General features: G+C 58.1%; 22 protein-coding genes. 13 read left to right on the forward strand and 9 right to left on the reverse strand.

The window, feature by feature from the left end; genetic code table 11:
- Window positions 1-14: 14 nt before the first annotated feature.
- From DSM25558_RS21125 to DSM25558_RS21150, 5 genes are all read left to right on the forward strand, one after another.
- Window positions 15-653, forward strand: a complete 639-nt coding sequence (locus DSM25558_RS21125) for a 2-dehydro-3-deoxy-phosphogluconate aldolase (RefSeq protein ID WP_077106655.1) — start codon at window positions 15-17, stop codon at window positions 651-653.
- A gap of 98 nt (window positions 654-751) precedes the next feature.
- Complete coding sequence (locus DSM25558_RS21130) at window positions 752-1,453, forward strand: tellurite resistance TerB family protein (protein ID WP_077106656.1); 702 nt, start codon at window positions 752-754, stop codon at window positions 1,451-1,453.
- Between the two features lie 280 nt (window positions 1,454-1,733).
- Window positions 1,734-2,417 carry a GNAT family N-acetyltransferase gene (locus DSM25558_RS21140; RefSeq protein ID WP_077106658.1) on the forward strand — a complete coding sequence of 228 codons (684 nt, stop codon included), beginning with the start codon at window positions 1,734-1,736 and terminating at the stop codon, window positions 2,415-2,417.
- Window positions 2,414-2,623, forward strand: coding sequence for a hypothetical protein (locus DSM25558_RS21145; protein WP_077106659.1), 210 nt, complete (start codon window positions 2,414-2,416; stop codon window positions 2,621-2,623). Before DSM25558_RS21140 ends, DSM25558_RS21145 begins: the two co-directional genes overlap by 4 nt.
- Window positions 2,624-2,654: 31 nt before the next feature.
- Window positions 2,655-3,470, forward strand: a complete 816-nt coding sequence (locus tag DSM25558_RS21150) for a suppressor of fused domain protein (protein ID WP_077106660.1) — start codon at window positions 2,655-2,657, stop codon at window positions 3,468-3,470.
- A 9-nt stretch (window positions 3,471-3,479) separates the two neighbouring features.
- On the opposite strand, the gene DSM25558_RS21155 is transcribed toward DSM25558_RS21150, so the two are convergent.
- The 3 genes from DSM25558_RS21155 to DSM25558_RS21170 all read right to left on the reverse strand — a co-directional run bounded on the left by DSM25558_RS21155 (window position 3,480) and on the right by DSM25558_RS21170 (window position 6,426).
- Window positions 3,480-4,565, reverse strand: a complete 1,086-nt coding sequence (locus tag DSM25558_RS21155) for a nickel/cobalt transporter (RefSeq protein ID WP_083716603.1) — start codon at window positions 4,563-4,565, stop codon at window positions 3,480-3,482.
- Between the two features lie 227 nt (window positions 4,566-4,792).
- Window positions 4,793-5,440, reverse strand: coding sequence for a DUF1007 family protein (locus DSM25558_RS21165; protein WP_077106698.1), 648 nt, complete (start codon window positions 5,438-5,440; stop codon window positions 4,793-4,795).
- 92 nt (window positions 5,441-5,532) lie between these two features.
- The gene (locus DSM25558_RS21170) at window positions 5,533-6,426 is read right to left on the reverse strand and encodes a LysR family transcriptional regulator (RefSeq protein WP_077106662.1); all 894 of its coding nucleotides are present in this window, start codon (window positions 6,424-6,426) and stop codon (window positions 5,533-5,535) included.
- 541 nt (window positions 6,427-6,967) lie between these two features.
- Between DSM25558_RS21170 and odc2 the strand changes: the two genes are divergently transcribed.
- A complete protein-coding gene (odc2, locus tag DSM25558_RS21175; RefSeq protein WP_077106663.1) occupies window positions 6,968-8,101 on the forward strand; it encodes an ornithine/lysine decarboxylase in 1,134 nt (377 codons plus the stop codon).
- Between the two features lie 252 nt (window positions 8,102-8,353).
- Window positions 8,354-8,920: a GNAT family N-acetyltransferase gene (locus DSM25558_RS21180; protein WP_077106664.1), complete on the forward strand. Its 567-nt coding sequence runs from the start codon at window positions 8,354-8,356 to the stop codon at window positions 8,918-8,920.
- Between the two features lie 38 nt (window positions 8,921-8,958).
- Here DSM25558_RS21180 and DSM25558_RS21185 read toward each other — a convergent pair whose 3' ends face one another.
- Window positions 8,959-10,122, reverse strand: coding sequence for a hypothetical protein (locus DSM25558_RS21185; protein WP_143240193.1), 1,164 nt, complete (start codon window positions 10,120-10,122; stop codon window positions 8,959-8,961).
- A 251-nt stretch (window positions 10,123-10,373) separates the two neighbouring features.
- Here DSM25558_RS21185 and DSM25558_RS21190 point away from each other — a divergent pair, with 251 nt between their 5' ends.
- Entirely contained in the window at window positions 10,374-10,673 is a 300-nt protein-coding gene (locus DSM25558_RS21190; protein WP_077106666.1) for a hypothetical protein, read from the forward strand.
- A gap of 404 nt (window positions 10,674-11,077) precedes the next feature.
- The gene (locus tag DSM25558_RS21195; RefSeq protein WP_077106667.1) at window positions 11,078-11,521 is read left to right on the forward strand and encodes a glyoxalase superfamily protein; all 444 of its coding nucleotides are present in this window, start codon (window positions 11,078-11,080) and stop codon (window positions 11,519-11,521) included.
- 45 nt (window positions 11,522-11,566) lie between these two features.
- Here the strand turns inward: DSM25558_RS21195 and DSM25558_RS21200 are convergent, their stop codons facing one another.
- The 3 genes from DSM25558_RS21200 to DSM25558_RS21210 form a co-directional block, all read right to left on the reverse strand.
- A complete protein-coding gene (locus DSM25558_RS21200; protein ID WP_077106668.1) occupies window positions 11,567-12,559 on the reverse strand; it encodes a WD40 repeat domain-containing protein in 993 nt (330 codons plus the stop codon).
- Between the two features lie 211 nt (window positions 12,560-12,770).
- Window positions 12,771-13,886: a CobW family GTP-binding protein gene (locus DSM25558_RS21205; protein WP_077106669.1), complete on the reverse strand. Its 1,116-nt coding sequence runs from the start codon at window positions 13,884-13,886 to the stop codon at window positions 12,771-12,773.
- Window positions 13,887-13,964: 78 nt separating this feature from the next.
- The gene (locus DSM25558_RS21210) at window positions 13,965-14,789 is read right to left on the reverse strand and encodes a creatininase family protein (protein ID WP_077106670.1); all 825 of its coding nucleotides are present in this window, start codon (window positions 14,787-14,789) and stop codon (window positions 13,965-13,967) included.
- A gap of 78 nt (window positions 14,790-14,867) precedes the next feature.
- Here DSM25558_RS21210 and DSM25558_RS21215 point away from each other — a divergent pair, with 78 nt between their 5' ends.
- The 3 genes from DSM25558_RS21215 to DSM25558_RS21225 all read left to right on the forward strand — a co-directional run bounded on the left by DSM25558_RS21215 (window position 14,868) and on the right by DSM25558_RS21225 (window position 17,553).
- Window positions 14,868-15,377, forward strand: coding sequence for a MarR family winged helix-turn-helix transcriptional regulator (locus tag DSM25558_RS21215; protein ID WP_077106671.1), 510 nt, complete (start codon window positions 14,868-14,870; stop codon window positions 15,375-15,377).
- Window positions 15,378-15,498: 121 nt separating this feature from the next.
- Window positions 15,499-16,521, forward strand: coding sequence for a LacI family DNA-binding transcriptional regulator (locus tag DSM25558_RS21220; protein ID WP_077106672.1), 1,023 nt, complete (start codon window positions 15,499-15,501; stop codon window positions 16,519-16,521).
- 69 nt (window positions 16,522-16,590) lie between these two features.
- Entirely contained in the window at window positions 16,591-17,553 is a 963-nt protein-coding gene (locus DSM25558_RS21225; protein ID WP_077106673.1) for a 2-hydroxyacid dehydrogenase, read from the forward strand.
- Window positions 17,554-17,757: 204 nt separating this feature from the next.
- Here the strand turns inward: DSM25558_RS21225 and DSM25558_RS21230 are convergent, their stop codons facing one another.
- Window positions 17,758-18,513: a gamma-glutamyl-gamma-aminobutyrate hydrolase family protein gene (locus tag DSM25558_RS21230; RefSeq protein ID WP_077106699.1), complete on the reverse strand. Its 756-nt coding sequence runs from the start codon at window positions 18,511-18,513 to the stop codon at window positions 17,758-17,760.
- Between the two features lie 222 nt (window positions 18,514-18,735).
- On the opposite strand from DSM25558_RS21230, the gene DSM25558_RS21235 reads away from it, so the two are divergent.
- Window positions 18,736-19,842, forward strand: coding sequence for a TRAP transporter substrate-binding protein (locus DSM25558_RS21235; protein ID WP_077106674.1), 1,107 nt, complete (start codon window positions 18,736-18,738; stop codon window positions 19,840-19,842).
- A gap of 445 nt (window positions 19,843-20,287) precedes the next feature.
- On the opposite strand, the gene DSM25558_RS21240 is transcribed toward DSM25558_RS21235, so the two are convergent.
- Entirely contained in the window at window positions 20,288-21,790 is a 1,503-nt protein-coding gene (locus DSM25558_RS21240) for a TRAP transporter large permease (protein WP_077106675.1), read from the reverse strand.
- Window positions 21,791-21,805 lie beyond the last annotated feature (15 nt).

Here is a 21,805-nt window from a genome sequence, read left to right on the forward strand (position 1 = left end):
GAGGAGACACCATCATGGCCCAGGATTCCGAAAAGCTGCTTTCCATCCTGAAACTCCAGCCGGTTGTGCCTGTTCTGATTGTCGAAGACGTCGCATCCGCCGTGCCTTTGGCCCGCGCGCTGGTCGAAGGTGGCTTGAAGGCCATCGAAATCACCATGCGCACTCCGGCAGCGCTGGATGCGATCCGCGCTGTGGCGGACGAAGTCGAAGGCGCGCATGTGGGCGCTGGCACCATTCTCAATGCCAAGGATTTCGAAGCCGCCGTCAAGGCAGGTTCGACCTTCATCGTCAGCCCCGGCGTGAACAAGAGCGTTCTGGAAGCGGCCAAGGGTTCCAAGGTTCCGCTGCTACCGGGTGCCGCAACCGCCAGCGAAGTCATGCATCTGCGTGACAAGGGCTACAAGGTTTTGAAATTCTTCCCCGCCGAACAGGCCGGTGGAGCACCGTATCTGAAGGCTTTGTCCTCACCGCTGGCAGACGTCGTGTTCTGCCCCACGGGCAGCGTTTCGCTGAAGAACGCCAAGGATTATCTGGCTTTGCCGAACGTCGTCTGCGTTGGCGGCTCGTGGGTTGCGCCGAAGGAACTCATCGCGGCCGGTGACTGGGCGGGTATCACCAAGCTTGCAGCCGAAGCGGCAGCGCTGCGCGGCTGAGGGTTGACGTTCACGACTGCGTGAACGTTACAGCCATTTGTATTCGTCTTCGCACTCACTATCTCCTGTTTTGATATTGAACAAAACAGGAGATTTGAATGTTCGACGCGAAAAAGCTTCTAGACCAGTTTTTGGGCTCCAACGTACCGGGCCTGTCGGGAAGCGTGCGGGACCGGGCCGGACAGGCCACCCAGATTGCGAAGAACAACCCGATGAAGGCCGGTGCCATCGCCGCCGCCATCTTCGGCACCAAAACCGGTCGCAAGCTGGCGGGTAATGCCGCAGCGGTTGGTGGCATCGCCGCCATCGCCGGTCTGGGCTATCTCGCCTACAAGAATTATCAGTCCGGCCAGAAGCCAGAGGCCGTGCAGCAACCGCAGCCGACCCAGGCACTGTTGCCACCACCGGTGGACTCCCCCTTTCACCCGCAGTCTGAAACGCTCTCCAACAATTTCGCGCTGATCCTGGTGCAGGCCATGATCGCCGCCGCCAAGGCCGACGGTCACATAGACGAGGCCGAGCGCGCCCGTATCATGGAAAAGGTGCAGGTCTCCGAGCTGGATAGCGAAGCAGGTGCCTTCATCGAAAAGGAACTGGCCGATCCGCTGGATATCAACGCGCTGGTGGCCGCTGCCAAGACCGAAGAGCAGAAGGTGGAACTCTACACCGCGTCCCGCCTGACCATCGAGCCCGACAGCCGCGCCGAGCGCGGGTATCTGGATCTGCTGGCGGGCCGTCTTGGTTTGCCGGATGCGCTGGTGGAGCATATCGAGGCGACGGTTTCTGCTGCCAAGGTTTGATGGCGTCAGGTCGTCGGTGGTGGAGGGTGTGGCTTACCCCCCTCTGTCCTGCCGGACATCTCCCCCACAGGTGGGGAGATCGAATCGCGGCAACCCCTCGACCGCCTCTGATGTTGAGATTGAAGCGATGTTAGCACGCCCAGCTGATCTCCCCACCTGAGGGGGAGATGCCCGGCAGGGCAGAGGGGGGTGAGCGACACCCTCCAACCTCAACACAATCCACTGTTGTCTTTACCAACCACCTACCGTACATCTTTTCCGTCATTTCACGGGGATAAGAATGCGCGATCTCAGCCAGTTCAAAGGATGTCCGGCACCGCAGCCGGTAACGCTCGAAGGTCGGTTCGTTACTGCCGCTCCGTTCGATCGCGCAACGCATCTGGAGAAGCTCTGGGATGCGCTTGGCGGGCTCGGAATCAACGATCTGCTGAAATATTTCCCGCAGGATGGGTTTATGCATTCGCAGGCCTTTGGCGACTGGATCGAAGGCGCGCAGGCGGGATTTGGCTGGGTGACGCTGGTGTTCATCGAAAATGTCAGCGGCGAGGTTGTGGGCATGGCCAGCTATATGCGGCCGGACCCGAAAAACGGCGTGGTGGAGGTGGGCTCCGTCGCCCATGGGGTGAAAATGAAGCGGTCGCCTCTGTCCACCGAAGCGCATTATCTGATGGCACGACATGTGTTCGATGATCTCGGTTACCGTCGTTATGAGTGGAAATGCCACAATGAAAACGAGGCATCCAAAGCCACGGCCAAGCGCTACGGCTTCATGTTCGAGGGCGTGTTTCGCCAACACATGATCTCCAAGGGTGCCAACCGCGATACGGCTTGGTTCTCCATGATCGATAGTGAATGGCCGGTGATACGGCAGTCTTTCGAAGCGTGGCTTTCACCGGATAATTTTGGCGACGAAGGTGTTCAGAAGCAGAAGCTCGAAGACATTCGCGCAGGGATTACAGCATGACCGGCAAGACCAGCAGCTCGGCCATCATCGCCGCCATCGCCATCCTCATCGGCTTTGGCGTGTTGTTCTACATCATGCCGACGATTACGCTGTGGCTGGCAAACCATTATTCCGTCTGGGCCGCTGCGGCCTTCGATACGGTTGCGGTGCTGGCTTTCTTTTTGATCTTCTGGCTGCGGGCCCGGTATCAGCGGCGCAATCCCTAGGGCGCGCAAAAGCTTTTCCGAAAGGACATCCATGGCTCTGTTCAAATTCATCGCCGGTTTGTTTCGTCCGAAAGAAGACAATAAAGCGTCCAATCAAGATGTCGTTGAGACGGAGCTAACCGCTGCGGAAGAAGAGCAGTGGGACGAACATTTTTTCCAGGAAAGCTGCCTCAAGCGCGATCAGTTCTGGGAAGCGGTTGGGCAGGTCGAGACCGATGTGCTGACTCACCTGATCAGCCCATCCCTGACCGGCGGCCCGGAGTGGCCGACGACACGCCAGGCCTATCGGGTGGTGCGTCGCAAAAACACGATGATCATCGCCACGGACGGGCTGTCAGACCCTTTTCGCGGTGTATCAGGCGGCGAAAATGGTTTCGAGCTGGAGCTGTTTATCGAGACGCCCGATGTCTATCCTGACCATGCCGGGCAGGCTGGGGACATAGCCAGCATCGGCAAAAGCTGGGCATTCGAGATCATCCAGAATGTTGCGGGCACTGTAGCTGGTGCTGGCGGCATCAATGAGCAGTTGGATCGCTACACCGTGCTGTCGGTTGAAGTTCCAGGCGTCAGCCAGTCCCATGCCGTCCAGACGCAGGTGCCGAAGCGCTTCATTACCGACGATGATTGCATCGGCATTCTGATCGGTGCGCCGAAACAGAATTTTGGTACAGAGATAACCGATATGCCGCTTTCACCCGTGAGGATCATCCCGATCACTGTCATCACGGCTGCCGAACTGGACTATATCCGTGCCAACGGTGCTAATGAGCGCATCGCTCTTTCCGAAAAGCTCACAGAGAGCGGCATCGGCAACGTCAGCGCCTTCATGCGACCGGATGTAATTTGAGTGTTTGCCTCAAACCTGCAACGATGCACCCAGCAACCCCAACCCCACCAGTAGGACGAACACAGCGCCGGCGATCTCTATGCCGTGGGTGATGCGTGATGCCTTTGTGCTGCCGATGCCGGCGAAGCGGACGGCGATGTCTTTGGCTTTGACGGCGAGGCAGGCGAGGAGTGAAACGGTGATGGCGGTGCCGATGGACATGGCGAGCACGGAGAGGATGCCGCCGAGCAGCAGGCCATTCAGCACGGAAAAGCTCATGACGATGATGGCACCGGAGCAGGGGCGCAGGCCAACGGCGATGATGGCCGACCATGCTTCATGCAGGCTGAAATCTTTCGCGCGCAGCATGGATGGGTCTGGCGCGTGGGCGTTGCCGCAGGTGGTGCAGAGGTCGCCAGTGCCGCTCTGGGCGTGATCTGCGAAGACGGGCTTGCCTTGGAAGCGAAGGCCGCTGCCCATTCCTGTTCTTGGCGGGCTAAGGGTGACGGGCGAGGGGCCGGCAAGCTCAAGCGCCGGTGCGGGTTCGACCTTCACCATGAGGCTGCGCAGCTTGCGGAACAGCAACCATGCGCCAAACAGGGCGACCATGGCGAAGCTGGCGATTTCCATTGCCTGCGTCGCCTTGGTCATGGTGATGGAGGTGCCGCGCAGCACCAGATAGGCAGCGCCGACCAGTGCGATGGCGACCGCGCCTTGTAAGATGGCCGAGATGAAGGAGATGACGATGCCGCGTCTTAGCTGCGTTTCGTTGGCAATCATATAGGACGAGATGACCGCCTTGCCGTGGCCGGGGCCTGCGGCGTGGAACACGCCATAGGCAAAGGACAGGCCGATCAGCGACGTCAGCGCCCATGGGTCTTCCCGCATGGCTTTCAGTGCACCGGTGAGGGCGCGGTAGAAGGTTTGCTGGTGGACATTGATCCACTGGAAAAGGGGCGCGAGCGGTCCACCGATGGAGATGGAGGGTTCTGCCGAGCCGATGCCGAGTGGCGACTGGGCGTGGGCGGTGGACAGGGTGGCGAGGAAGATGGCGCAAAGAATGAGAAGAAAGCGAGCGCTGGTGAACTGTTTCGGGTCGGTCGGTGAAGAACCCATGAGACCTTGGTGCCCGTGGCTTGCCCCCCTCTGCCCTGCCGGGCATCTCCCCCACAGGTGGGGAGATCGACCTGCGGCGACCCACTTGCCCATCTCAAAGGTTGAAGATGAAGCGAGGGGCGCGCTTCTTGCTGATCTCCCCCCTTGAGGGGGAGATGCCCGGCAGGGCAGAGGGGGGTGGCCGTTGGCGCTGCCTGACAATGGGGAGCACAACGCACTGACTATCCTCAGCATGACAGCTCCAGTCGCGTCGCAAACAGCTTGGTCATGTCGGTGCCGGTGGGATCGTTGAAGAAGGCGTCGGTCAGATTGTTCTGGTTTTGGGAGATGATTTCATCCGGGTCGGGCCGCACGACCTTGTGTTTGCAGGCCGCCAGATGCGTGCCCTTGACCACGATGTCGGTGTCCTTGGCGAAGTCTATTGCCGTGTAGAGCGTCGGGTCCCATGCTCCGAAGGTCAGCGTGCCTTTTACCGGGAGCGGCTTTTGCGGCTTCAGGGAAAAGAACATCAGCACCTGACCGTCTTTGTAATCGACATGGATGGTATCGGGCTTGCCAAGATCGACCGGTTTTCCGTTGACGGTGACGAAGGTGTAATAGGAAAACTCGGCAAGCGATTCATGCACCGTGGTGCCGATTTCAGCCAGTTCGTCCTTGTCGAGCTTGGCATCGCTGTTCTTGTCATAGTCCAGCACCACGCTTGCGGAAAACATCTCATCGAAGCGCCAGATGTTGCGCACTTCGGCGATATTGCCGTCCGCGCCTTCGATGATTTCCATCCGCGCCTCGGCAAATATATGCGGATGCGCCATGGCGCTGAACGGCGCAAGACAGGCGGACAGGCATGCAGCCAGTGGTACGATCACGTTTTTCATGGATGCCTGTCTGTCTCGACGCTTCAATCTGGTTTGTGATTCTACCGGAAAATGGGACCGAATTTCGGCTTGGCCGACGATGTGCTGCGAACTCATCCGTAATTCTTGAACCAGTTCGACAGATAGTCCACGAAGCTGCGCACCTTGGCGGGCAGGTAACGCCGGTGCGGATAGACCGCGTAGATGCCGCGATCGCGGGAAATATAGTCATCGAACAGGGTCACGAGTTCGCCTGAGAGAATGTGCGGTTTGGCGATGAAATCAGGCACGATGGCCACGCCGAGGCCGGTGCGGGCGGCACGCAGCGTGGCCATCGGGCTGTTGACCTCGATAGGGCCGGTAATCGCCACGGAATTGGTGCCGCCGCCGGGTTCGAAATAGCGGATGTGGTTGTGGAAGCGGGAGTTCGTATCAACAATGCAGGGCACCTTGGCCAGATCCTGCGGTGAATTCAGCGGGCCGTAACGGTCCACGAATTCAGGGGTTGCCACCGCATAAACGCGAAAGTCGGCCAGCTTCCTGGCGATCATACCGGAATCTTCCAGCTTGGTGATTCGCACAGCCAGGTCGAAACTTTCCTCGATCAGGTCCACGAACCGGTCTTCAGCGACGATTTCTAGAACCAGTTCCGGGTTTTCCTTGGCAAAGTCGATCAGGCTCTGGCCAATTTCCGCGTCGATGAAGGTGCGCGGCACGGAGATGCGCAGCTTGCCTTTGAGATCGGCGTTGTTCTCGCGCACGAGATCGGCAAGGTTATCGATTTCCTTGAGGATATCGGCGGCGGTGCGGTAATAGGTGTGACCGGCTTCGGTCATGGAAAACTGGCGCGTGGTGCGGTTGAGAAGCAGTGCGCCGAGATCGTCTTCCAGTTCACGGACATATTTGGACAAAAGCGCCTTGGAACGCCCGGTCTTGCGGGCGGCGGCGGAAAAACCCTCCGCTTCGACGACGTCGATAAAGGCCCTGATGCGGGTGAGAGTGTCCATATACGGCTCCTATTTGTTCCATATTCTTGAACGTGTGAGCGCTATCGTTCAAGAATAAAATCGAGTGCCGAAAAAATCCGCATTATGATGAAAAATTCCCTTGATTGTTACAGCGAATATTCTTATCTCCCGTTTGCCCAAAGTCGCACGTGCCCATGTGTGTCCGCCGGACCCTCGATGTGGTGAGGAGTTTGGTAAGGTACCTGGAATTAACCCCTCCAGTCGCTATTCCGGCCAACCGGGAAATGCGAGGACATACGAAGCAACGACGGTGCGGGCCTTTCTGGTTCTCTGCCGGCTTTCCATCAGCCGGGGTACTAAAGAGGCACACCATCATTGCCGTAAGTGCGGTTGGGTATGATTCCCTCCAATCCCATGGCAGACAAAGCCGAATAATGCTCCTGGCAGGGCGTTGTTCATATTTGCGCCTTGAGCGTATGCGAATGATTCTGCGTCTCCACCAGCGGATCGTTCTGCATATCTTGAGCGCCCTTTGTCCTCCGGAATTTTCCGGGGTCGGAACATTTTAGGGAATACAACGATGACGACTGCACGCATCATTGACTTCATCAAGACCCGCCGCCCCGAAGGCCCTTGCCTGGTGGTCGACCTTGACGTTGTGCGCGACAATTTCCATGCGTTCCGCCACGCTCTGCCAAACAGTGCGATCTATTATGCCGTCAAGGCAAACCCGGCTCCTGAAATTCTCAAGCTGCTGGCCAGCATGGGTTCCAACTTCGATTGCGCCTCCGTGGCTGAAATCCAGATGGCACTCGACGCCGGTGCGACATCCGACCGTATCTCCTACGGCAACACCATCAAGAAGGAACGCGATGTTGCGCGCGCATTTGCGCTGGGCATTGATCTCTTCGCCGTGGATAGCCATGAAGAAGTGGAGAAGGTTGCCCGTGCAGCGCCTGGCGCCCGCGTATTCTGCCGCGTTCTGACCGATGGTGAAGGTGCCGAATGGCCGCTGTCGCGCAAGTTCGGCTGCGTACCGCAGATGGCTGTCGATGTTCTCGTCTATGCCCATCAGATGGGTCTGGAGTCCTACGGCGTTTCCTTCCACGTCGGTTCGCAGATGATGAACCTCGACGCATGGGACGCGGCTCTTGGCGATGCAAAGCGCGTTTTCGCTTCGCTGGCCAAGCAGGGCATCCACCTGCAGATGGTCAACATGGGCGGTGGCTTCCCGACGAAGTACCTGCGTGACGTGCCTGCTGCCGAAGAATATGGCCATGCCATCGACACGGCGCTGCGCAAGCACTTCGGCAATCAGATTCCGAAGACCATTATCGAGCCAGGCCGCGGCATGGTCGGTAATGCCGGTGTCATCAAGGCGGAAGTCGTTCTTGTTTCGCGCAAGTCCGACAACGACAACCACCGCTGGGTGTTCCTGGATATCGGCAAGTTCGGTGGTCTGGCCGAAACCATGGACGAAGCGATTCGCTACCCGATCCGCACCGAGCGCGACGACGATGCGATGGAGCTTTGCGTTCTGGCTGGCCCGACCTGCGACAGCGCCGACGTGCTGTATGAGAAGAACATGTACCCGCTGCCGGTCTCTCTGACCATCGGCGACGATGTTCTCATCGAAGGCACAGGCGCTTACACGACCACCTATTCGGCGGTCGCATTCAACGGTTTCGAGCCGCTGAAGTCCTATGTGATCTGAATGAGTGACGCCTGTCTGGGGGCAGGCGACAGTCTCTAGGATCCTCCCGTTCCGGCTTTGCCATCCGCGCTTAGGCGCAAACCCTGCTTGCCGCACCTCTGTCCAGCCGAGGAAAGGCGTGGTCTGGCGGGCCGGAACGGTTTCACATTATTTATCGCATGTCGTTATCGCAAAACCGCTCGACGCCTTTGCGCGACATGCTTTCATTTTAGGGTGCCGCTTTCGTGGGCGGCTTGGTGACGGGAGGCCGAGATGGCCGCTGTTCTCAATTCTGTACGTGCTTTCTTCACACCGCAGACATTTCATATCGACGCTGAAAATCCGGGTGACGTCGTTGCCCGTGAAAATCTGCTCGACCGCGTCATGGGTCCGGGCCGTCGTCGCAAGTCGTCGGAAAAGCTGCGCGCAGGCCGCGTGCCTGCCGAAGGTCTGGCTCTGGTCGCCCGTGATGAAGATGGCCACGTCATCGGCACCGTTCGTCTGTGGAATGTGCAGGCAGGCGTAACCCGCGAAGGCCGCCCCGTATCTGCCCTGCTGTTGGGACCGCTTGCCGTGGATTGCGCCCATGAAGGCAAGGGCATCGGCTCCGCCTTGATGCGCGCTGCCATTGCCGAAGCCGCCAAGCGCGATCACGGTGCCGTCCTGCTGGTGGGTGATGCGCCTTACTACGAGCGCTTCGGCTTCTTCGCCAGCCACACCCAGCATCTCGTCATGCCAGGCCCGTTCGAGCGTTCGCGCTTTCTGGCTCTGGAGCTGAAAAAGGGTTGGCTGGATGGCGCTGCCGGTATGCTGGTCGCCAGTGGACGTAAGTTTTCCTGATACATCTCCGCGGTTTGCTCGACCGTGGTTAGGGGCGGTTAGAAACTGCCGCTGAAGCGGGAAGATATGGCACTGCCGCGATAGGCAGCGGTGTCATCCTGCTCATCGTGCAGCAGGCGGGAGAATTCCAGCTCCAGCTTGTGGTTCTTGCCGGTATCGAGCGCCAGCGTGGCGACAACGCGACGTTCGCTGCTGTTGTCATCGTAGTAAATCCATTCCTTGTGGGTTCTTTCCACCGAGAGGTCGAAACCCAGCGTCTTGGTGAGCTTGGTTTTCATCACCGCTTTCCAGCGGCGCTGAAACTCGCCCAGTGCATCATCCAGATCATAGAGCGCGTAATCCTGCGAGAAGGCTGCGCCGAAGGACAGCCGATCATTGAGCGCCCATTCGACCTCAGTGCGAAGGTAAGGGCGGGTGCGCTTGACCTGATTGCCGACCTCATTCCCCGAGATTGTCGTGAGGCCAGCTTCCATCAGAACCGCGAGGTTGTTGCCGAATTTGCGGCCATAGGCGAGCGAGCCGCGAAGGTTGGTGGCGGGGAAGCGACCATAGCGTTGCTGCTGGCTGTCAGGTATCAGGCTGGTGTTGTAGGCGACTGTCACGCCCACTTCACCTCCGGCCAGTGCGCGGATGTGGTCTGCTTTCAGGCCAAGGAGCGCCTCATTCGCTTCCAGCCGCGCAGGCAGGAAATAGCTGGGGCGGAAATGCAACTTGCCTTTCATGAGGCTGGTGTAGCTGGCCGTTACCGTATTCTTGCCGCCGAGTGCTTCAAGCGTGGCGGTGGTGGAGACATCGAACTTGTGGTCCAGGCGACGATAGCCGAGGACCTCATCCGGCAACTTGAGAAAAATATCGCCCGCGTCACTTCGTGTGCCGCGCATCTGGGCGCTCCACTCCAGCTTGTCGGAGATTTTGCGCGATAGCGTGAAATTCACCCAGCTATTGTGTTCGTTGGCGAACCCATAACGCGGGACACGAACCTCCTGATGGTTGAAGGAGTAGCCGAATTTGGTGCCTTCCCGTTCGATGTCGCCTTCGACCCCGATGCTCGTGCGCAGGCTGAGAACCGCTATTTTGTTGATGTCGTTGAAATAGTTCGTGTCGTAATTCGTTTCCGCATTGTACGTGACGCGCGGGTCCGCGCCGGCGTTTTGAACGCAAGCACCGTAGACGAGCAACGCGATAACGATGCGAGGAATCATCAACATCTCCGATATCTAATTGAGAGATATCTTATGGATAGATGGTTAATAACCTGTCGCCACTGACGGGCATTGTTGGCGGTTCATGTTCGGTCAGCGGAAAGCATGGCTTTAGCGCTTATTTTATTCAATTTAAAAATGTTAATATTAACGGTTTATTATAACATTAGCATATGCTTGCATTAGGTGATCCTAATTGTACTGTCTCTTCACGCCAAGCGGCGTTGTTTTAAAGATCAGAGGAGAGACAAATGCTTACGAAAATCGCATGTGCCACGATCGTTCTTACCGTTGCTTCCATGGCTCCTGCCCATGCAGGCGGACTGCTGGGTGGCCTTCTTTCGGGCAACAGCAACAAGGGCGGCCTTATCAATCTATCGCCAAATGTCGATCTTGGCGTCGGCAACATTCTGTCCGGCAACGGTTTGCTGAACGGCAACAAGACCGGCCTGTTGAGCGGCATTCTCAATGGCAACAGAACATCGGTCGATGCCATCGGCAGCGGCAATGACAACGACCGCGGTTATAACAAGAAGAAGCGTCGCCACTAGGCTAACTCTATCTGCCAACGGAGCGCGTCACTGCCTACCTCGGCACGCTCTGTCTTGTCCCTACCACCTGACGAGTCCCTGCCGTCAAAGTGGTTGTGTCCCCGGCAAGGCCGATGATGACGAAGAGGGTTCTGGCGCATTCATTGCCAGATGAGAGGAGAGCTGAAAGGCTCTCCTTTTTCTATGTGAAGGGCACAGATCGACCAAGGCAACCAACCGTTTGACCGAAAAAGGCGGATCAGCTAAAGAATGGCTTCGGGCGAGAGTCCCGGCCGTCCGCAAGCCCCAAAGGCTTTGGTGAAATCTCTCATAATTATCCGTCACGGTCATCCCCTCTGGGCATGTGATACGGCGGCAATGCGGACCCCTCCTGAAAATGCGCATGCCAGTGCCGGAGAACCGTAATGCGGAACGATATACGATTACCAAGCATAGAAACCTTGAAAGATCAGGCAAAACGTCTGCGCGCGAGTTTGGCGCAGGAAGGCCAGACGATGAGCCATTCACGCGCGCTGGAACTGGTTGCAGTGCAATTCGGCTACCGCGACTGGAACACGCTCTACGCGGCGGTGGGCAACCGCCCGCCCTTCAATCCCTACACGCTCGGTTCCCGAGTCAGCGGATTTTACCTGGGACAGCCCTTCACCGGTTCGGTTCTGGGCGTGCAGTCGCTGGGCGGCGATCCGGAACGTTACCGGCTGACGCTGCATTTCGACGATCCCGTGGATGTGGTGACGTTCGAAAGCTTTTCCGCTTTTCGACAACGGGTTCACTGCAACATTGATACAACCGGGCGCACGATGCAGAGGACATCGAACGGTCGCCCGCAGGTGGAACTGGTCTGGTGAAAGAATGGCGGCGTTTCGACGCCGCCATTCAAAAGCATGAAGCCGTCAAGCCGTAATATCGATAATGCCGCAGTCGCCTGCTTCCGAAGCGAAGGCCAGCAGGTTGCCGTTGTTGCTCCAGTCCATGGAGGTGATGGCACCCTTGCCGGGGCGGCGGAGCAGCGCTTCCTTCTGGTCGGCCAGGCGCACGCCCAAGATCATGCCGTCGGCAAAGCCGACTGCCAGGACTTCGTCCAGCGGGTGGAACGCGACATGGGTGACCATGATGTTGGCGCGGGTGCCGAGCTCCAGCGGGGCCTTGCCCATCGGGCCGTCCTTGCCGGAGAACGGCCAGACGATGGCGGCAGGTGCGCCGGATGAGGCGAGCCACTTGCCCTTGTGCGACCAAGAGATGGATTTGACCTTGGCGGGATATCCGGTCATGCGCATGTGGCGTGTTTCCATGCCGCCCTTGGTGGCTTCCATCTTCCAGCCGTGCAAGGCGTTTTCCTGCATGGTGGTGACGAGGAATTTGCCGTCTGCGGAGAAGGTGACGCCGGTATGGGCACCCTTCCAGTCGAGATCGATGGGATCGCCAGCGCTTGCCACCCAATGTAGGGTGACGCCATTGTAGCGGGCGGCGGCGATGCGCAGACCCTTGGGCGCAAAGGCGATGGCTTCGACCGTACGCTCTTCCTTGAATTCCTTGACCGTACCATCACCCAGGCGCACGAAGCTGGACTTGCCGACGCCGTAAGCGATGGCGTTTTGCGGGCCGCCTGCGACAACGCTGATCCATTTACGCGGCACATGGGCAAGCTCCGTCACCGTGCCATCATGGCCGATGCGCAGCACCTTGCCATCCTCACCGCCGGTGAGCAGCGTCGCGCTGTGCGGATCGCGGATGCAGGTGAGCAGGCCCTGATGCGCCTCGATGACCTTCTCGCCACCATCCAGCCGGTGAATGCTGCCAGAGGCGGTGGCAAAGAGCGGGATTTCCCCCAGAAAATGCGTCGCGACGACGTGGCCTTCAAGGTCAAGAGGAGCAACGGTGGGCATGGGTAAAGGGTCTTTCTGTCGTCAGGCAGGCGCGTTGGCCTTTGGTTTTTATAAGCGTCTGGGCAAGCCGTTCACTCTTCCGTCACCCCGGCCTTGAGCCGGGGTCCAGTTGCCGCGCGTCTGCGCGGCCTGAAGAGTCTTTTGCGATCAAGGACTTGATCGCACTGGATCCCGCATCAAGTGCGGGATGACGGAGGCAAGTTCGGAGCAATTAAGCCGCGGCGACACACGCATTAAAGCTGTTTTCCAGCTTTTCGCGGTCCAGATCGCGGCCGATGAAGACAAGGCGGCTTTCGCGCTTCTCGCCGTCTTTCCATGCCCGCTGGTGATCACCTTCGATGATCATGTGGACGCCTTGGACGACGTAACGTTCGGCATCGTCCTTGAAAGCGATGATGCCCTTGAGGCGCAGGATTTTCGGGCCGTCGGTCTGGGTGACCTTCTGAATCCACGGGAAGAAACGCTCGGCATTCATCTCGCCGCCGCGAAGCGACACCGACTGTACCGTTACATCATGGATGGGTGAGGGGGCGTGGTGGTGCCCATGATCGTGATGGTCGTGGCCATGGTGGTCGTGATCATGCCCGTGGCTATGGTCGTGATGATGGTGATCATGGCTATGGTCATGTCCGCAATCGGGGCCGCAGACGTGGTCGTCATGTTCCTGCTCGAGGAAATGCGGATCGTTTTCGAGAGCACGTTCCAGGTTGAACGCGCCCTGATTGAGCACATGGGCGAGATCGACACCGGAGCGGCTGGTCTTGTGGATACGGGCTGACGGGTTGATGGCGCGAACGACATCTTCGATGACGACCAGTTCCTGCGGCGTCACGAGATCGGTCTTGTTGATGACGACGACGTCGGCAAAGGCGATCTGGTCTTCGGCTTCGCGGCTGTCCTTCAGGCGCAACGGCAGGTGCTTGGCATCCACCAGCGCGATGACGGCGTCGAGCTCGGTCTTGGCGCGCACATCGTCATCCATAAAGAAGGTCTGAGCGACGGGAACGGGGTCCGCAAGGCCGGTGGTCTCAACGATGATGCCATCGAAGCGGCCGGGGCGGCGCATCAGGCCTTCCACCACGCGGATGAGGTCGCCGCGCACGGTGCAGCAAACGCAGCCATTGTTCATTTCGTAGATTTCTTCGTCCGACTCGACGATGAGGTCGTTATCGATGCCGATTTCGCCGAATTCATTGACGATGACGGCGTATTTCTTGCCGTGGTTTTCCGACAGGATGCGGTTGAGAAGCGTGGTTTTGCCCGCGCCCAGATAGCCGGTCAACACGGTGACGGGGATTGGCTTGATGGTTGGTGCTGCTTCGGTCATGAGAAACCTCTGAAGGTAATGGGCCGCGACGCGGCTTTGAAAGCGTTGTCGTTCATATAGGCGTGTGGCGAAGTGAGTTCAAAGAGAATTTGCCGAAGATTTTTGAACCGAGCTTTCAAGCAAATTCATGTCGAAGGCGGATACGTCCTCCAAAAGCTCCAGCAAGCCTGCGACCGCGTGGGCGATGATCGCCTCGCCCTTTTCGGCACTTGCAGCGGCGGCATTGCCCGCAACGCCCTGTGGATTCAGGTCCGACATGCGCCAGCCGAAGGCGTGCGGGCCATAGGCGCGCAGATGTTTGAAGTCTTGGGCGAATTGCGTTTGTTTCGATGGGAAGTTCTTGGCTTTGTCCATCCGCACCAGCTGCGGGTGCAGGGCCAGCATGACGGAGGTTTCGATATCGCCGCCATGGATATCGATGGCCTTATCTTCCGGCGTGATGACGCCCGGCGGCATGCCGAAACGAGTCCAGCTGGTGGCGACTGCCAGCATATCAAACCGCATCCTTGCTTCGGTGGCAACGATGGTTATCAGTGGCGAGTTGCCGCCATGGGCGTTGAGCATCACGAATTTGCGGATGCCCTTGTTGTGCTGGGCCTCGGCAATGCTAAGCCAGCGGTGCACGGCCTCATCGAAGGAAAGCGTCTTCGTGCCTAACACATCCATGTGCTCTATGGAATAGCCGACCGGTTCTGAAGGCAGGAAATGGATGGGCGCGTTGGGGGCGAGCGCCTGTTTCAACCGCTCCACAATGCCCTCTACGATCAGCGTATCGGTCTCGAACGGCAGGTGCGGGCCATGCTGCTCATGCGCGCCCAAAGGCAGTACCGAGATGATCTCGTTTTGCGCGTAAGGTGCGGCTGTTACGTTATTGTCGTGAATATGCGTATATGTGTCAGACATCTGGCGATCTGCGCCTGCATTCGTTAAGTGTTACCAAGAACATATCGTCGTCCGGGACTTCAGGAAAGGCATTTGCTGATGAGCAAGGATAAGCTGGCTAAAAAGAGCAAGTCTGAGAAGAAAGCCAAGTCTGGCAAAAAGAAGGATTTGCCGTTCAACCCGGAAGAACTTGCTCAGTCCATTACGCAGGCCGCCCGCTCCATGCGCACGGCGCTGAGCCACAATCTTGCGGCCAGCGGTCTTTATGCGGGCCAGGATGGCGTGATCCTGGCACTGGCGCAGGAAGGCAGCATGACGCCGGGGCAGATTGCCCAGAAACTGGGCGTCAAGGCTCCGACCATGACCCGCACGATTGGCCGGATGGAGGCGCAAGGCTTCGTGGAGCGCAGTGCCGGTGATGGCGACGGGCGGTTGACGATGGTGAAACTGACCGAGGCGGGCCTGAAAAGCGTCGAGCACATCAACACGTCTCTGGCCGATTGTAACACGCGCGCCGTGGATGGATTGTCCGCCAAGGAAGTCAAAACGGTGGTCAAATTGCTGCGCGCCATCGATGCGAATTTGCAATCTTTTGAATCAATCGATTAAAATTTTGAATCTCTCTTATCGATCGCTTTGAATCCCTTAAAATTGTTGCGCGTTTTGTTTAAATTGTTTAGTCGCAATTTAAAGGCTGCGGAGGCGGCTTGCGTGACCGTGGGAGGGTACTGTGGCGCAAAAAATCAAACTATCGACCATTGCTGAAAGTCTTGGGCTTTCCACCGCTACGATTTCGCTTGCGTTGCGTGATAGCCCGCTGGTGGCAGGCGATACGCGGGAAAAAATCAAGATACAGGCCCGTGCGCTGGGTTATATCTATAACCGCCGCGCCGCCAGTCTGCGCACTTCGCGCTCCGGCATTATCGGCGTCGTTTTCCATGATGTGATGAACCCGTTTTACGGGGAAATTCTGAAAGCCATCGAAAGCGAGCTGGACCGCAGCCGCCAGACGTTCATTCTGTCCAACCATTACGATTCGGTCGAAAAGCAGCGCACCTTCATCGAGACGCTGCTGCAGCTGGGCAGTGACGGCATCATCATGTCTCCCGCCATCGGCACGCCGCTGGAGGATATGACGCTGGCCGAGGACAACGGCATGCCCGCCATTCTCGTGGCGCGTTCCATGGATGGCGTGGATATGCCGACCTTTCGGGGTGATGATAGCTACGGCATTTCGCTGGCCACCAACCACTTGATCAGCCTTGGCCACCGCACCATTGCGATGGTGGGCGGTACGGACCAGACTTCGACGGGTCGTGACCGCTATCAGGGTTACGTCAATGCGTTGCGCAAGGCAGGCATCGAAGTGGACCCGAACCTGCGTATTCCCGGTGCGCGCTCCAAGCAGGGTGGGTTTGAGGCTGCGGTGAACTTTTTGTCGCTTCCGCAAAAACCGACGGCTGCCGTGTGCTGGAACGACCTTGTCGCCATCGGCCTGATGAACGGTATTTCCCGCGCTGGTTTCGTGCCCGGCAAGGATATTTCCGTTACTGGCTATGACGATCTGGAAGAGGCGGCTATTGCGACACCGGCGCTGACCACTGTTTCCAACGGTCAGGCGGAAGTCGGTCGACTGGCGGCGCGGGCGCTGCTGGACAGGCTGGCGGGCAGCCATGAGCCTGACGGTATTCACCTGATCAAGCCGGAAATGCGCATTCGCCAATCCACCAGCCCCTGCGTTCCGCGCAAGTAGCTTTTTGGGTTCCGCTTTGTAAATCGATGGGCTAGCTTGGCCTCATGCATAGCAGGAGGATACACAAGCATGTCAGATAGCAAAGCCGCCGTTCTCGTTTCGGGCAAAATCCACCCTCGCGTTCTCGAGCGCTTCGAAGGCAAGGTGGATGTCATTAAGGCCCCGGCGGGACCTGAGCCGTCGCTTTCTGCCGAGGATGCGCAGCGCGTTACCGCCGCTGCCATGTTCGGCAGCTTCAACGCCAAGTGGATGGATGCGCTGCCTAACCTCGAGGTCATCGCCAATTTCGGCGTCGGCTATGACGGCGTGGATGTGAAGCATGCCGCATCCCGTGGCATCATCGTTACCAACACGCCCGACGTTTTGAACGACGAGGTGGCGGATACGACGATTGCGCTGCTGATCAACACCGTCAGGCGTTTTTACGAAGCGGAAAAATATCTTCGCGAAGGCAAATGGGTATCCGAAGGGCCGTTTGCGCTCTCGCCCTTTTCGCTGCGCGGCCGCAAGGTCGGCCTGTTCGGCATGGGCCGCATCGGCCAGGAAATCGCCAAGCGGCTGGAGCCGTTCAAGGTGGAGATCGGCTACCACACGCGCAGCCGCAAGTCGGAGCTTTCCTACACCTATTACGGCTCGCTTAAGGAGATGGCTGAGGCCGTCGACGTGCTGATCTGCATCGTGCCGGGTACGCCGGAAACGCATAAGGCTATCAATGCAGATATCCTCGAGGCGCTGGGTTCCAACGGCGTGTTCATCAATGTCGGGCGTGGTTCCAGCGTGGATGAAGATGCGTTGCTGAAGGCGCTTCAGGATGGGACGCTGGGGGCGGCTGGTCTGGATGTGTTTTACGCGGAGCCGAAGGTGCCGGAAGGCTTCTTGTCGCTGCCGAACGTGACCTTGCTGCCGCATGTGGCATCGGCCTCGGTGCCGACGCGCAATGCCATGGCCGATTTGGTGGCAGATAATGTGCTGGGGTGGTTGAGTGGGCGGAAGGTGGTGACGCCTGTGCCGGAGACGCCGGTTAAGGGGTGAGGGGTGGTTACCTCTCCCCTTGTGGGAGAGGAAGAAAAATCATGATCTTAGCTTTAGCTAAGTCATAGATTTTTCAGGTGAGGGGTTGGCCGCTTGCGCCGAGAGAAGACCCCTCACTTGCGATTTCTAACACTTAGCCTTTGGCTAAGATGTTGAAATCGCTTTCTCTCCCACAAGGGGAGAGATGAGGCCCGCATCCTTCAATCACGCCTTCCCATCCCGATACTCCCGCACAGCCCTACCAAACGCCTCGAACAACGCCCGTGACGGCGCATCGGTCTGTGCCCAATATTCCGGATGCCACTGCACGCCGACGGCGAAGCCTTTGGCATCGATGACCGAGACGGCTTCGATGGTGCCGTCTTCCGCCGTTGCTTCCACCTGAAGCAAGGGAGCCGTCTGCGCGATGGCCTGGCGGTGCAGGGAGTTAATCTGGACCTCTCCTGCCAAGCCCAGATGCTGGGCGATGCAGGAGCCTTCGCGGATGAAGACGGGCTGGCGGATGGCGAAGGCTGCGTCGCGGTCGACGTCGGCGGGTTTGCGGTGGTCCCAATTGCCGGGTTGTTCCTGAATTTCACTGGCGAGTGTGCCGCCGAGTGCCACATTCAGTTCCTGAATGCCACGGCAGATGGCCAGTATGGGAATGCCGCGCTCTATCGCACGGCGAATGAGCGGCAGGCTGGTGGCATCGCGACCGGGATCGAACGGGCCATCGCTGTCTTTGGCCTCTACGCCATAGAGGGATGGGTGAACGTTGGTGGCGGAGCCGGAAACGAGGAGGCCGTCGACACGATCCAGAATGGCATCGATATCATTGCCTCGCTCGAAAGCGGGGACGATGAAGGACATGACATCGGCCACATTGAGGGCAGCGGACAGGTACTGCGTTTGCGCGGCGTGCCATTCCGCACCATCGAGAAATCTGATGTCGGCGGGAATGGCGATGATGGGTCTGGACATGATGGCTCCGAAGTCGATGTCTACCTTGTGAAGCCCCATGGGGGGATTCGTCAAGCTTTGCATTCGTGGTTTGCGCTCATCTCTTCATTCTAAAGTATAAGGCGCGACCTATTCTTGACCGACATGCTTGTCAGCGCCAAAGACCCGTGCTTTGCTCGCGATATGCCTGATAGCGGAGGGGAATTCGGCTGAGGCATAAGATTCGTATCTGGGAGGATATTTATGGATCGTCGTTCATTTATCAAAAAAGGTGCCGTTTCCGGTGCAGGAGCCGCCGCCGCAACCGTTCTGGCTGCACCCGCCATCGCACAGCAGAATACCAAGATCACATGGCGTCTGACGTCGTCGTTTCCGAAGTCGCTGGATACGATTTTCGGCGGTGCGCAGGACGTGGCCAATCATGTCTCGGCAGCGACAGACGGCAATTTCAACATTCAGATTTTCGCCGCCGGTGAAATCGTGCCGGGCTTGCAGGCGGCCGACGCGGTATCATCCGGCACCGTCGAGATGTGCCACACATGCTCCTATTATTACGTCGGCAAGGACCCGACATTCGCGATCGGTACCGCCATTCCATTCGGTCTCAATGCGCGCCTGACGAACTCATGGTTTTACGAGGGCAATGGGAACACGTTGCTGAATGAATTCTACGCCAAGCACAACCTCTACGGCATGATATCAGGCAATACTGGCGTGCAGATGGGCGGCTGGTTCCGCAAGGAAATCAACACCGTCGAAGACTTCAAGGGCGTGAAGATGCGCATTGCCGGTCTGGCCGGCAAGGTTGTCGAGAAGCTTGGTGTTGTGCCGCAGCAGATCGCCGGTGGCGATATCTATCCGGCGCTCGAAAAGGGCACCATCGACGCGGCCGAATGGGTTGGACCCTATGACGACCACAAGCTGGGCTTCCAGAAAGTGGCGAAATATTACTATTACCCGGCCTTCTGGGAAGGCGGCCCGGTCATCCACTCCTTCGTCAATCTGGACAAATGGAACGCCCTGCCCAAGCAATATCAGGCCGTGTTGCAGGACGCTTGCGCCTTCGCCAACACGAATATGATGGCGAAATACGATGCCAAGAACCCGACCGCAATCAAGCAGATCGTGGCCGAAGGTGCGACGCTGCGGCCCTTCAGCCAGGACATTCTGGACGCCTGCTACAAGGCGGCGTTGGAAGTCTATGCCGAGATTTCAGCTGTCAATCCCGATTTCAAGAAGGTTTACGAAGACCAGGTGGCGTTCAAGCGCGAGGGGTATCTGTGGATGCAGCTGGCGGAATATACATTCGATACCTTCATGATGATCCAGCAGCGCAACGGCAAGCTCTGAACGACATCAAGGGCAGATCAGACAAACCCGGATCGAAAGGTCCGGGTTTTATTTTGCTCTCAATGATTGTGGTATCTCGACAAAAGCAAATTCAATTCTATGATCGCGATGATTGAACGCTAAAGCAGCACACTCCGTGACCAGCCGGAGTATCGGCGGAGACGGGCCCCGCCGACCCCAAGCGTTTCCTTGTTCAATGGAACCGACAGAACGGTTCCATTGAACAAGGAAACGCTGAAGGCAACGGCCTTGCTGTTCAACTGTGGAGGTGATGCGATGCGAAAGCCGCTGAGCATTACGTTTATCGTAAGGATAAGCCGGACAGGCTGGTCATTGACTGTCCGGCTCAATTTCAAGCGATAGGTAAACCGGAAGGTAGAGTTCGCGCTCTGCCTTCCACTTCACCAATATAATATGTTTTCACACACGTAAAAAGTGTTTCGCCTCAGGGTCCGATCTTCGGCGGCTCGTTCAGGTTTGGCATTCCGGGCAAGCCATTTCCGCCCGGCTGTGCGGGTGCGCCGTCCATGGGTGGCAGGCCGAAATTCGGCATGGTGTTGCCGCCTTGGTTGCCGAAGGCGGGGATATCGATCTTGATGGTGTTGAGGTCGACCTGCGGTGCCTTGTCCAGCCAGTAGGTAACGGATTCCGGCCAGAAGATGACGATGGCGACGAGGATGAGCTGCATGCCTAGCCAAGGGATTGCGCCCATGTAGATGTCCGATGTCTTGACGCTGCGTGGCGCGATGGAGCGCAGATAGAACAGGGCAAAGCCAAATGGCGGGTGCATGAAGCTGGTTTGCATGTTGATGCAGATCAGCACGCCGAACCAGATGAGGTCGATGCCGAGAGATTGCGCAATCGGGGCCAGCATCGGGATGACGATGAAGGCGATCTCGAAGAAATCGAGGAAGAAAGCCAGGAAGAAGATGAAGATGTTGACGAAAATCAGGAAGCCGATCGGCCCGCCGGGAATGCCCGACAGCATATGCTCAATCCACAGCGAACCATCCATGCCCTGAAACACGAGGCTGAAGCAGGTGGCACCGACGAGGATGAACACCACCATCGAGGTGATGTGCATGGTAGAGTGCATGCCTTGCTTGACGAGATCCCAGGTCAGGCGGCGGTGGGCGGCGGCGAGCGCCATGGCACCGACGACGCCGAGCGCACCTGCTTCCGTGGGTGTGGCGAGGCCCATGAAGATGGTGCCGAGCACGAGGAAGATCAGCACGATGGATGGCACCATGCCCGCCAGCACCTTGAAGACCAGAGCGCGGTTGAGTTCCCCGCGAGCTTCCGGCGGCAAAGCAGGCAAGTCTTTCGGGCGCAGTTTCGACATTACGAAGATGAACAGCAGGAAGATGGTGACTTGCAGGATCGATGGCCCGATCGCGCCGAGATACATGTCGCCGACCGACTTGCCGAGCTGGTCTGCCAGAACGATCAGCACCAGCGATGGCGGAATAACCTGCGTGATGGTGCCGGATGCCGCGATGACGCCGGTGGCAAGGCGCGGATTGTAGCCGTATTTCAGCATGATGGGCAGCGAGATGACGCCCATGGTGATGACCGAGGCCGCCACCGTGCCGGTGATGGCACCGAGGATGGCACCGACGAGAATGACAGCGTAAGCCAGGCCACCGGGAATGGCCCCGAACAGCTTGCCGGTGCCTTCCAGCAAATCCTCCGCAAGCCCACATCGTTCCAATATCGCACCCATGAAGGTGAAGAAGGGAATGGCTAGCAGCAGGTCATTGGAAATGATTCCGAAAATGCGAAGCGGCAAGGCTTGCAGGAAGGCCGGCGAAAAATGCTCTGTGAAAATGCCTATGACGCCGAACAGAAGCCCGACGGAGGCAAGGGAAAACGCCACGGGAAAACCGTAGAGCATGAAGATGATCATGCCCAGGAACATCAGCGGCGGCAGAATACCGTATTCGAACATGGAAATATCCTTTCC

The organism is Agrobacterium sp. DSM 25558, from assembly GCF_900100825.1.
Classification (GTDB): domain Bacteria; phylum Pseudomonadota; class Alphaproteobacteria; order Rhizobiales; family Rhizobiaceae; genus Agrobacterium.

Excerpts from the sequence above, each read along its gene's own strand:
- DSM25558_RS21125 (WP_077106655.1), top strand. The coding sequence starts at position 15 with ATGGCCCAGGATTCCGAAAAGCTGCTTTCCATCCTGAAACTCCAGCCG.
- DSM25558_RS21140 (WP_077106658.1), top strand. The coding sequence starts at position 1,734 with ATGCGCGATCTCAGCCAGTTCAAAGGATGTCCGGCACCGCAGCCGGTA.
- DSM25558_RS21150 (WP_077106660.1), top strand. The coding sequence starts at position 2,655 with ATGGCTCTGTTCAAATTCATCGCCGGTTTGTTTCGTCCGAAAGAAGAC.
- DSM25558_RS21240 (WP_077106675.1), bottom strand. The coding sequence starts at position 21,790 with ATGTTCGAATACGGTATTCTGCCGCCGCTGATGTTCCTGGGCATGATC.
- DSM25558_RS21200 (WP_077106668.1), bottom strand. The coding sequence starts at position 12,559 with ATGCCCACCGTTGCTCCTCTTGACCTTGAAGGCCACGTCGTCGCGACG.
- DSM25558_RS21205 (WP_077106669.1), bottom strand. The coding sequence starts at position 13,886 with ATGACCGAAGCAGCACCAACCATCAAGCCAATCCCCGTCACCGTGTTG.
- DSM25558_RS21130 (WP_077106656.1), top strand. The coding sequence starts at position 752 with ATGTTCGACGCGAAAAAGCTTCTAGACCAGTTTTTGGGCTCCAACGTA.
- DSM25558_RS21215 (WP_077106671.1), top strand. The coding sequence starts at position 14,868 with ATGAGCAAGGATAAGCTGGCTAAAAAGAGCAAGTCTGAGAAGAAAGCC.
- DSM25558_RS21170 (WP_077106662.1), bottom strand. The coding sequence starts at position 6,426 with ATGGACACTCTCACCCGCATCAGGGCCTTTATCGACGTCGTCGAAGCG.
- odc2 (WP_077106663.1), top strand. The coding sequence starts at position 6,968 with ATGACGACTGCACGCATCATTGACTTCATCAAGACCCGCCGCCCCGAA.
- DSM25558_RS21145 (WP_077106659.1), top strand. The coding sequence starts at position 2,414 with ATGACCGGCAAGACCAGCAGCTCGGCCATCATCGCCGCCATCGCCATC.
- DSM25558_RS21190 (WP_077106666.1), top strand. The coding sequence starts at position 10,374 with ATGCTTACGAAAATCGCATGTGCCACGATCGTTCTTACCGTTGCTTCC.
- DSM25558_RS21230 (WP_077106699.1), bottom strand. The coding sequence starts at position 18,513 with ATGTCCAGACCCATCATCGCCATTCCCGCCGACATCAGATTTCTCGAT.
- DSM25558_RS21235 (WP_077106674.1), top strand. The coding sequence starts at position 18,736 with ATGGATCGTCGTTCATTTATCAAAAAAGGTGCCGTTTCCGGTGCAGGA.
- DSM25558_RS21210 (WP_077106670.1), bottom strand. The coding sequence starts at position 14,789 with ATGTCTGACACATATACGCATATTCACGACAATAACGTAACAGCCGCA.
- DSM25558_RS21180 (WP_077106664.1), top strand. The coding sequence starts at position 8,354 with ATGGCCGCTGTTCTCAATTCTGTACGTGCTTTCTTCACACCGCAGACA.
- DSM25558_RS21225 (WP_077106673.1), top strand. The coding sequence starts at position 16,591 with ATGTCAGATAGCAAAGCCGCCGTTCTCGTTTCGGGCAAAATCCACCCT.
- DSM25558_RS21185 (WP_143240193.1), bottom strand. The coding sequence starts at position 10,122 with ATGATTCCTCGCATCGTTATCGCGTTGCTCGTCTACGGTGCTTGCGTT.
- DSM25558_RS21165 (WP_077106698.1), bottom strand. The coding sequence starts at position 5,440 with ATGAAAAACGTGATCGTACCACTGGCTGCATGCCTGTCCGCCTGTCTT.
- DSM25558_RS21195 (WP_077106667.1), top strand. The coding sequence starts at position 11,078 with ATGCGGAACGATATACGATTACCAAGCATAGAAACCTTGAAAGATCAG.
- DSM25558_RS21155 (WP_083716603.1), bottom strand. The coding sequence starts at position 4,565 with ATGGGTTCTTCACCGACCGACCCGAAACAGTTCACCAGCGCTCGCTTT.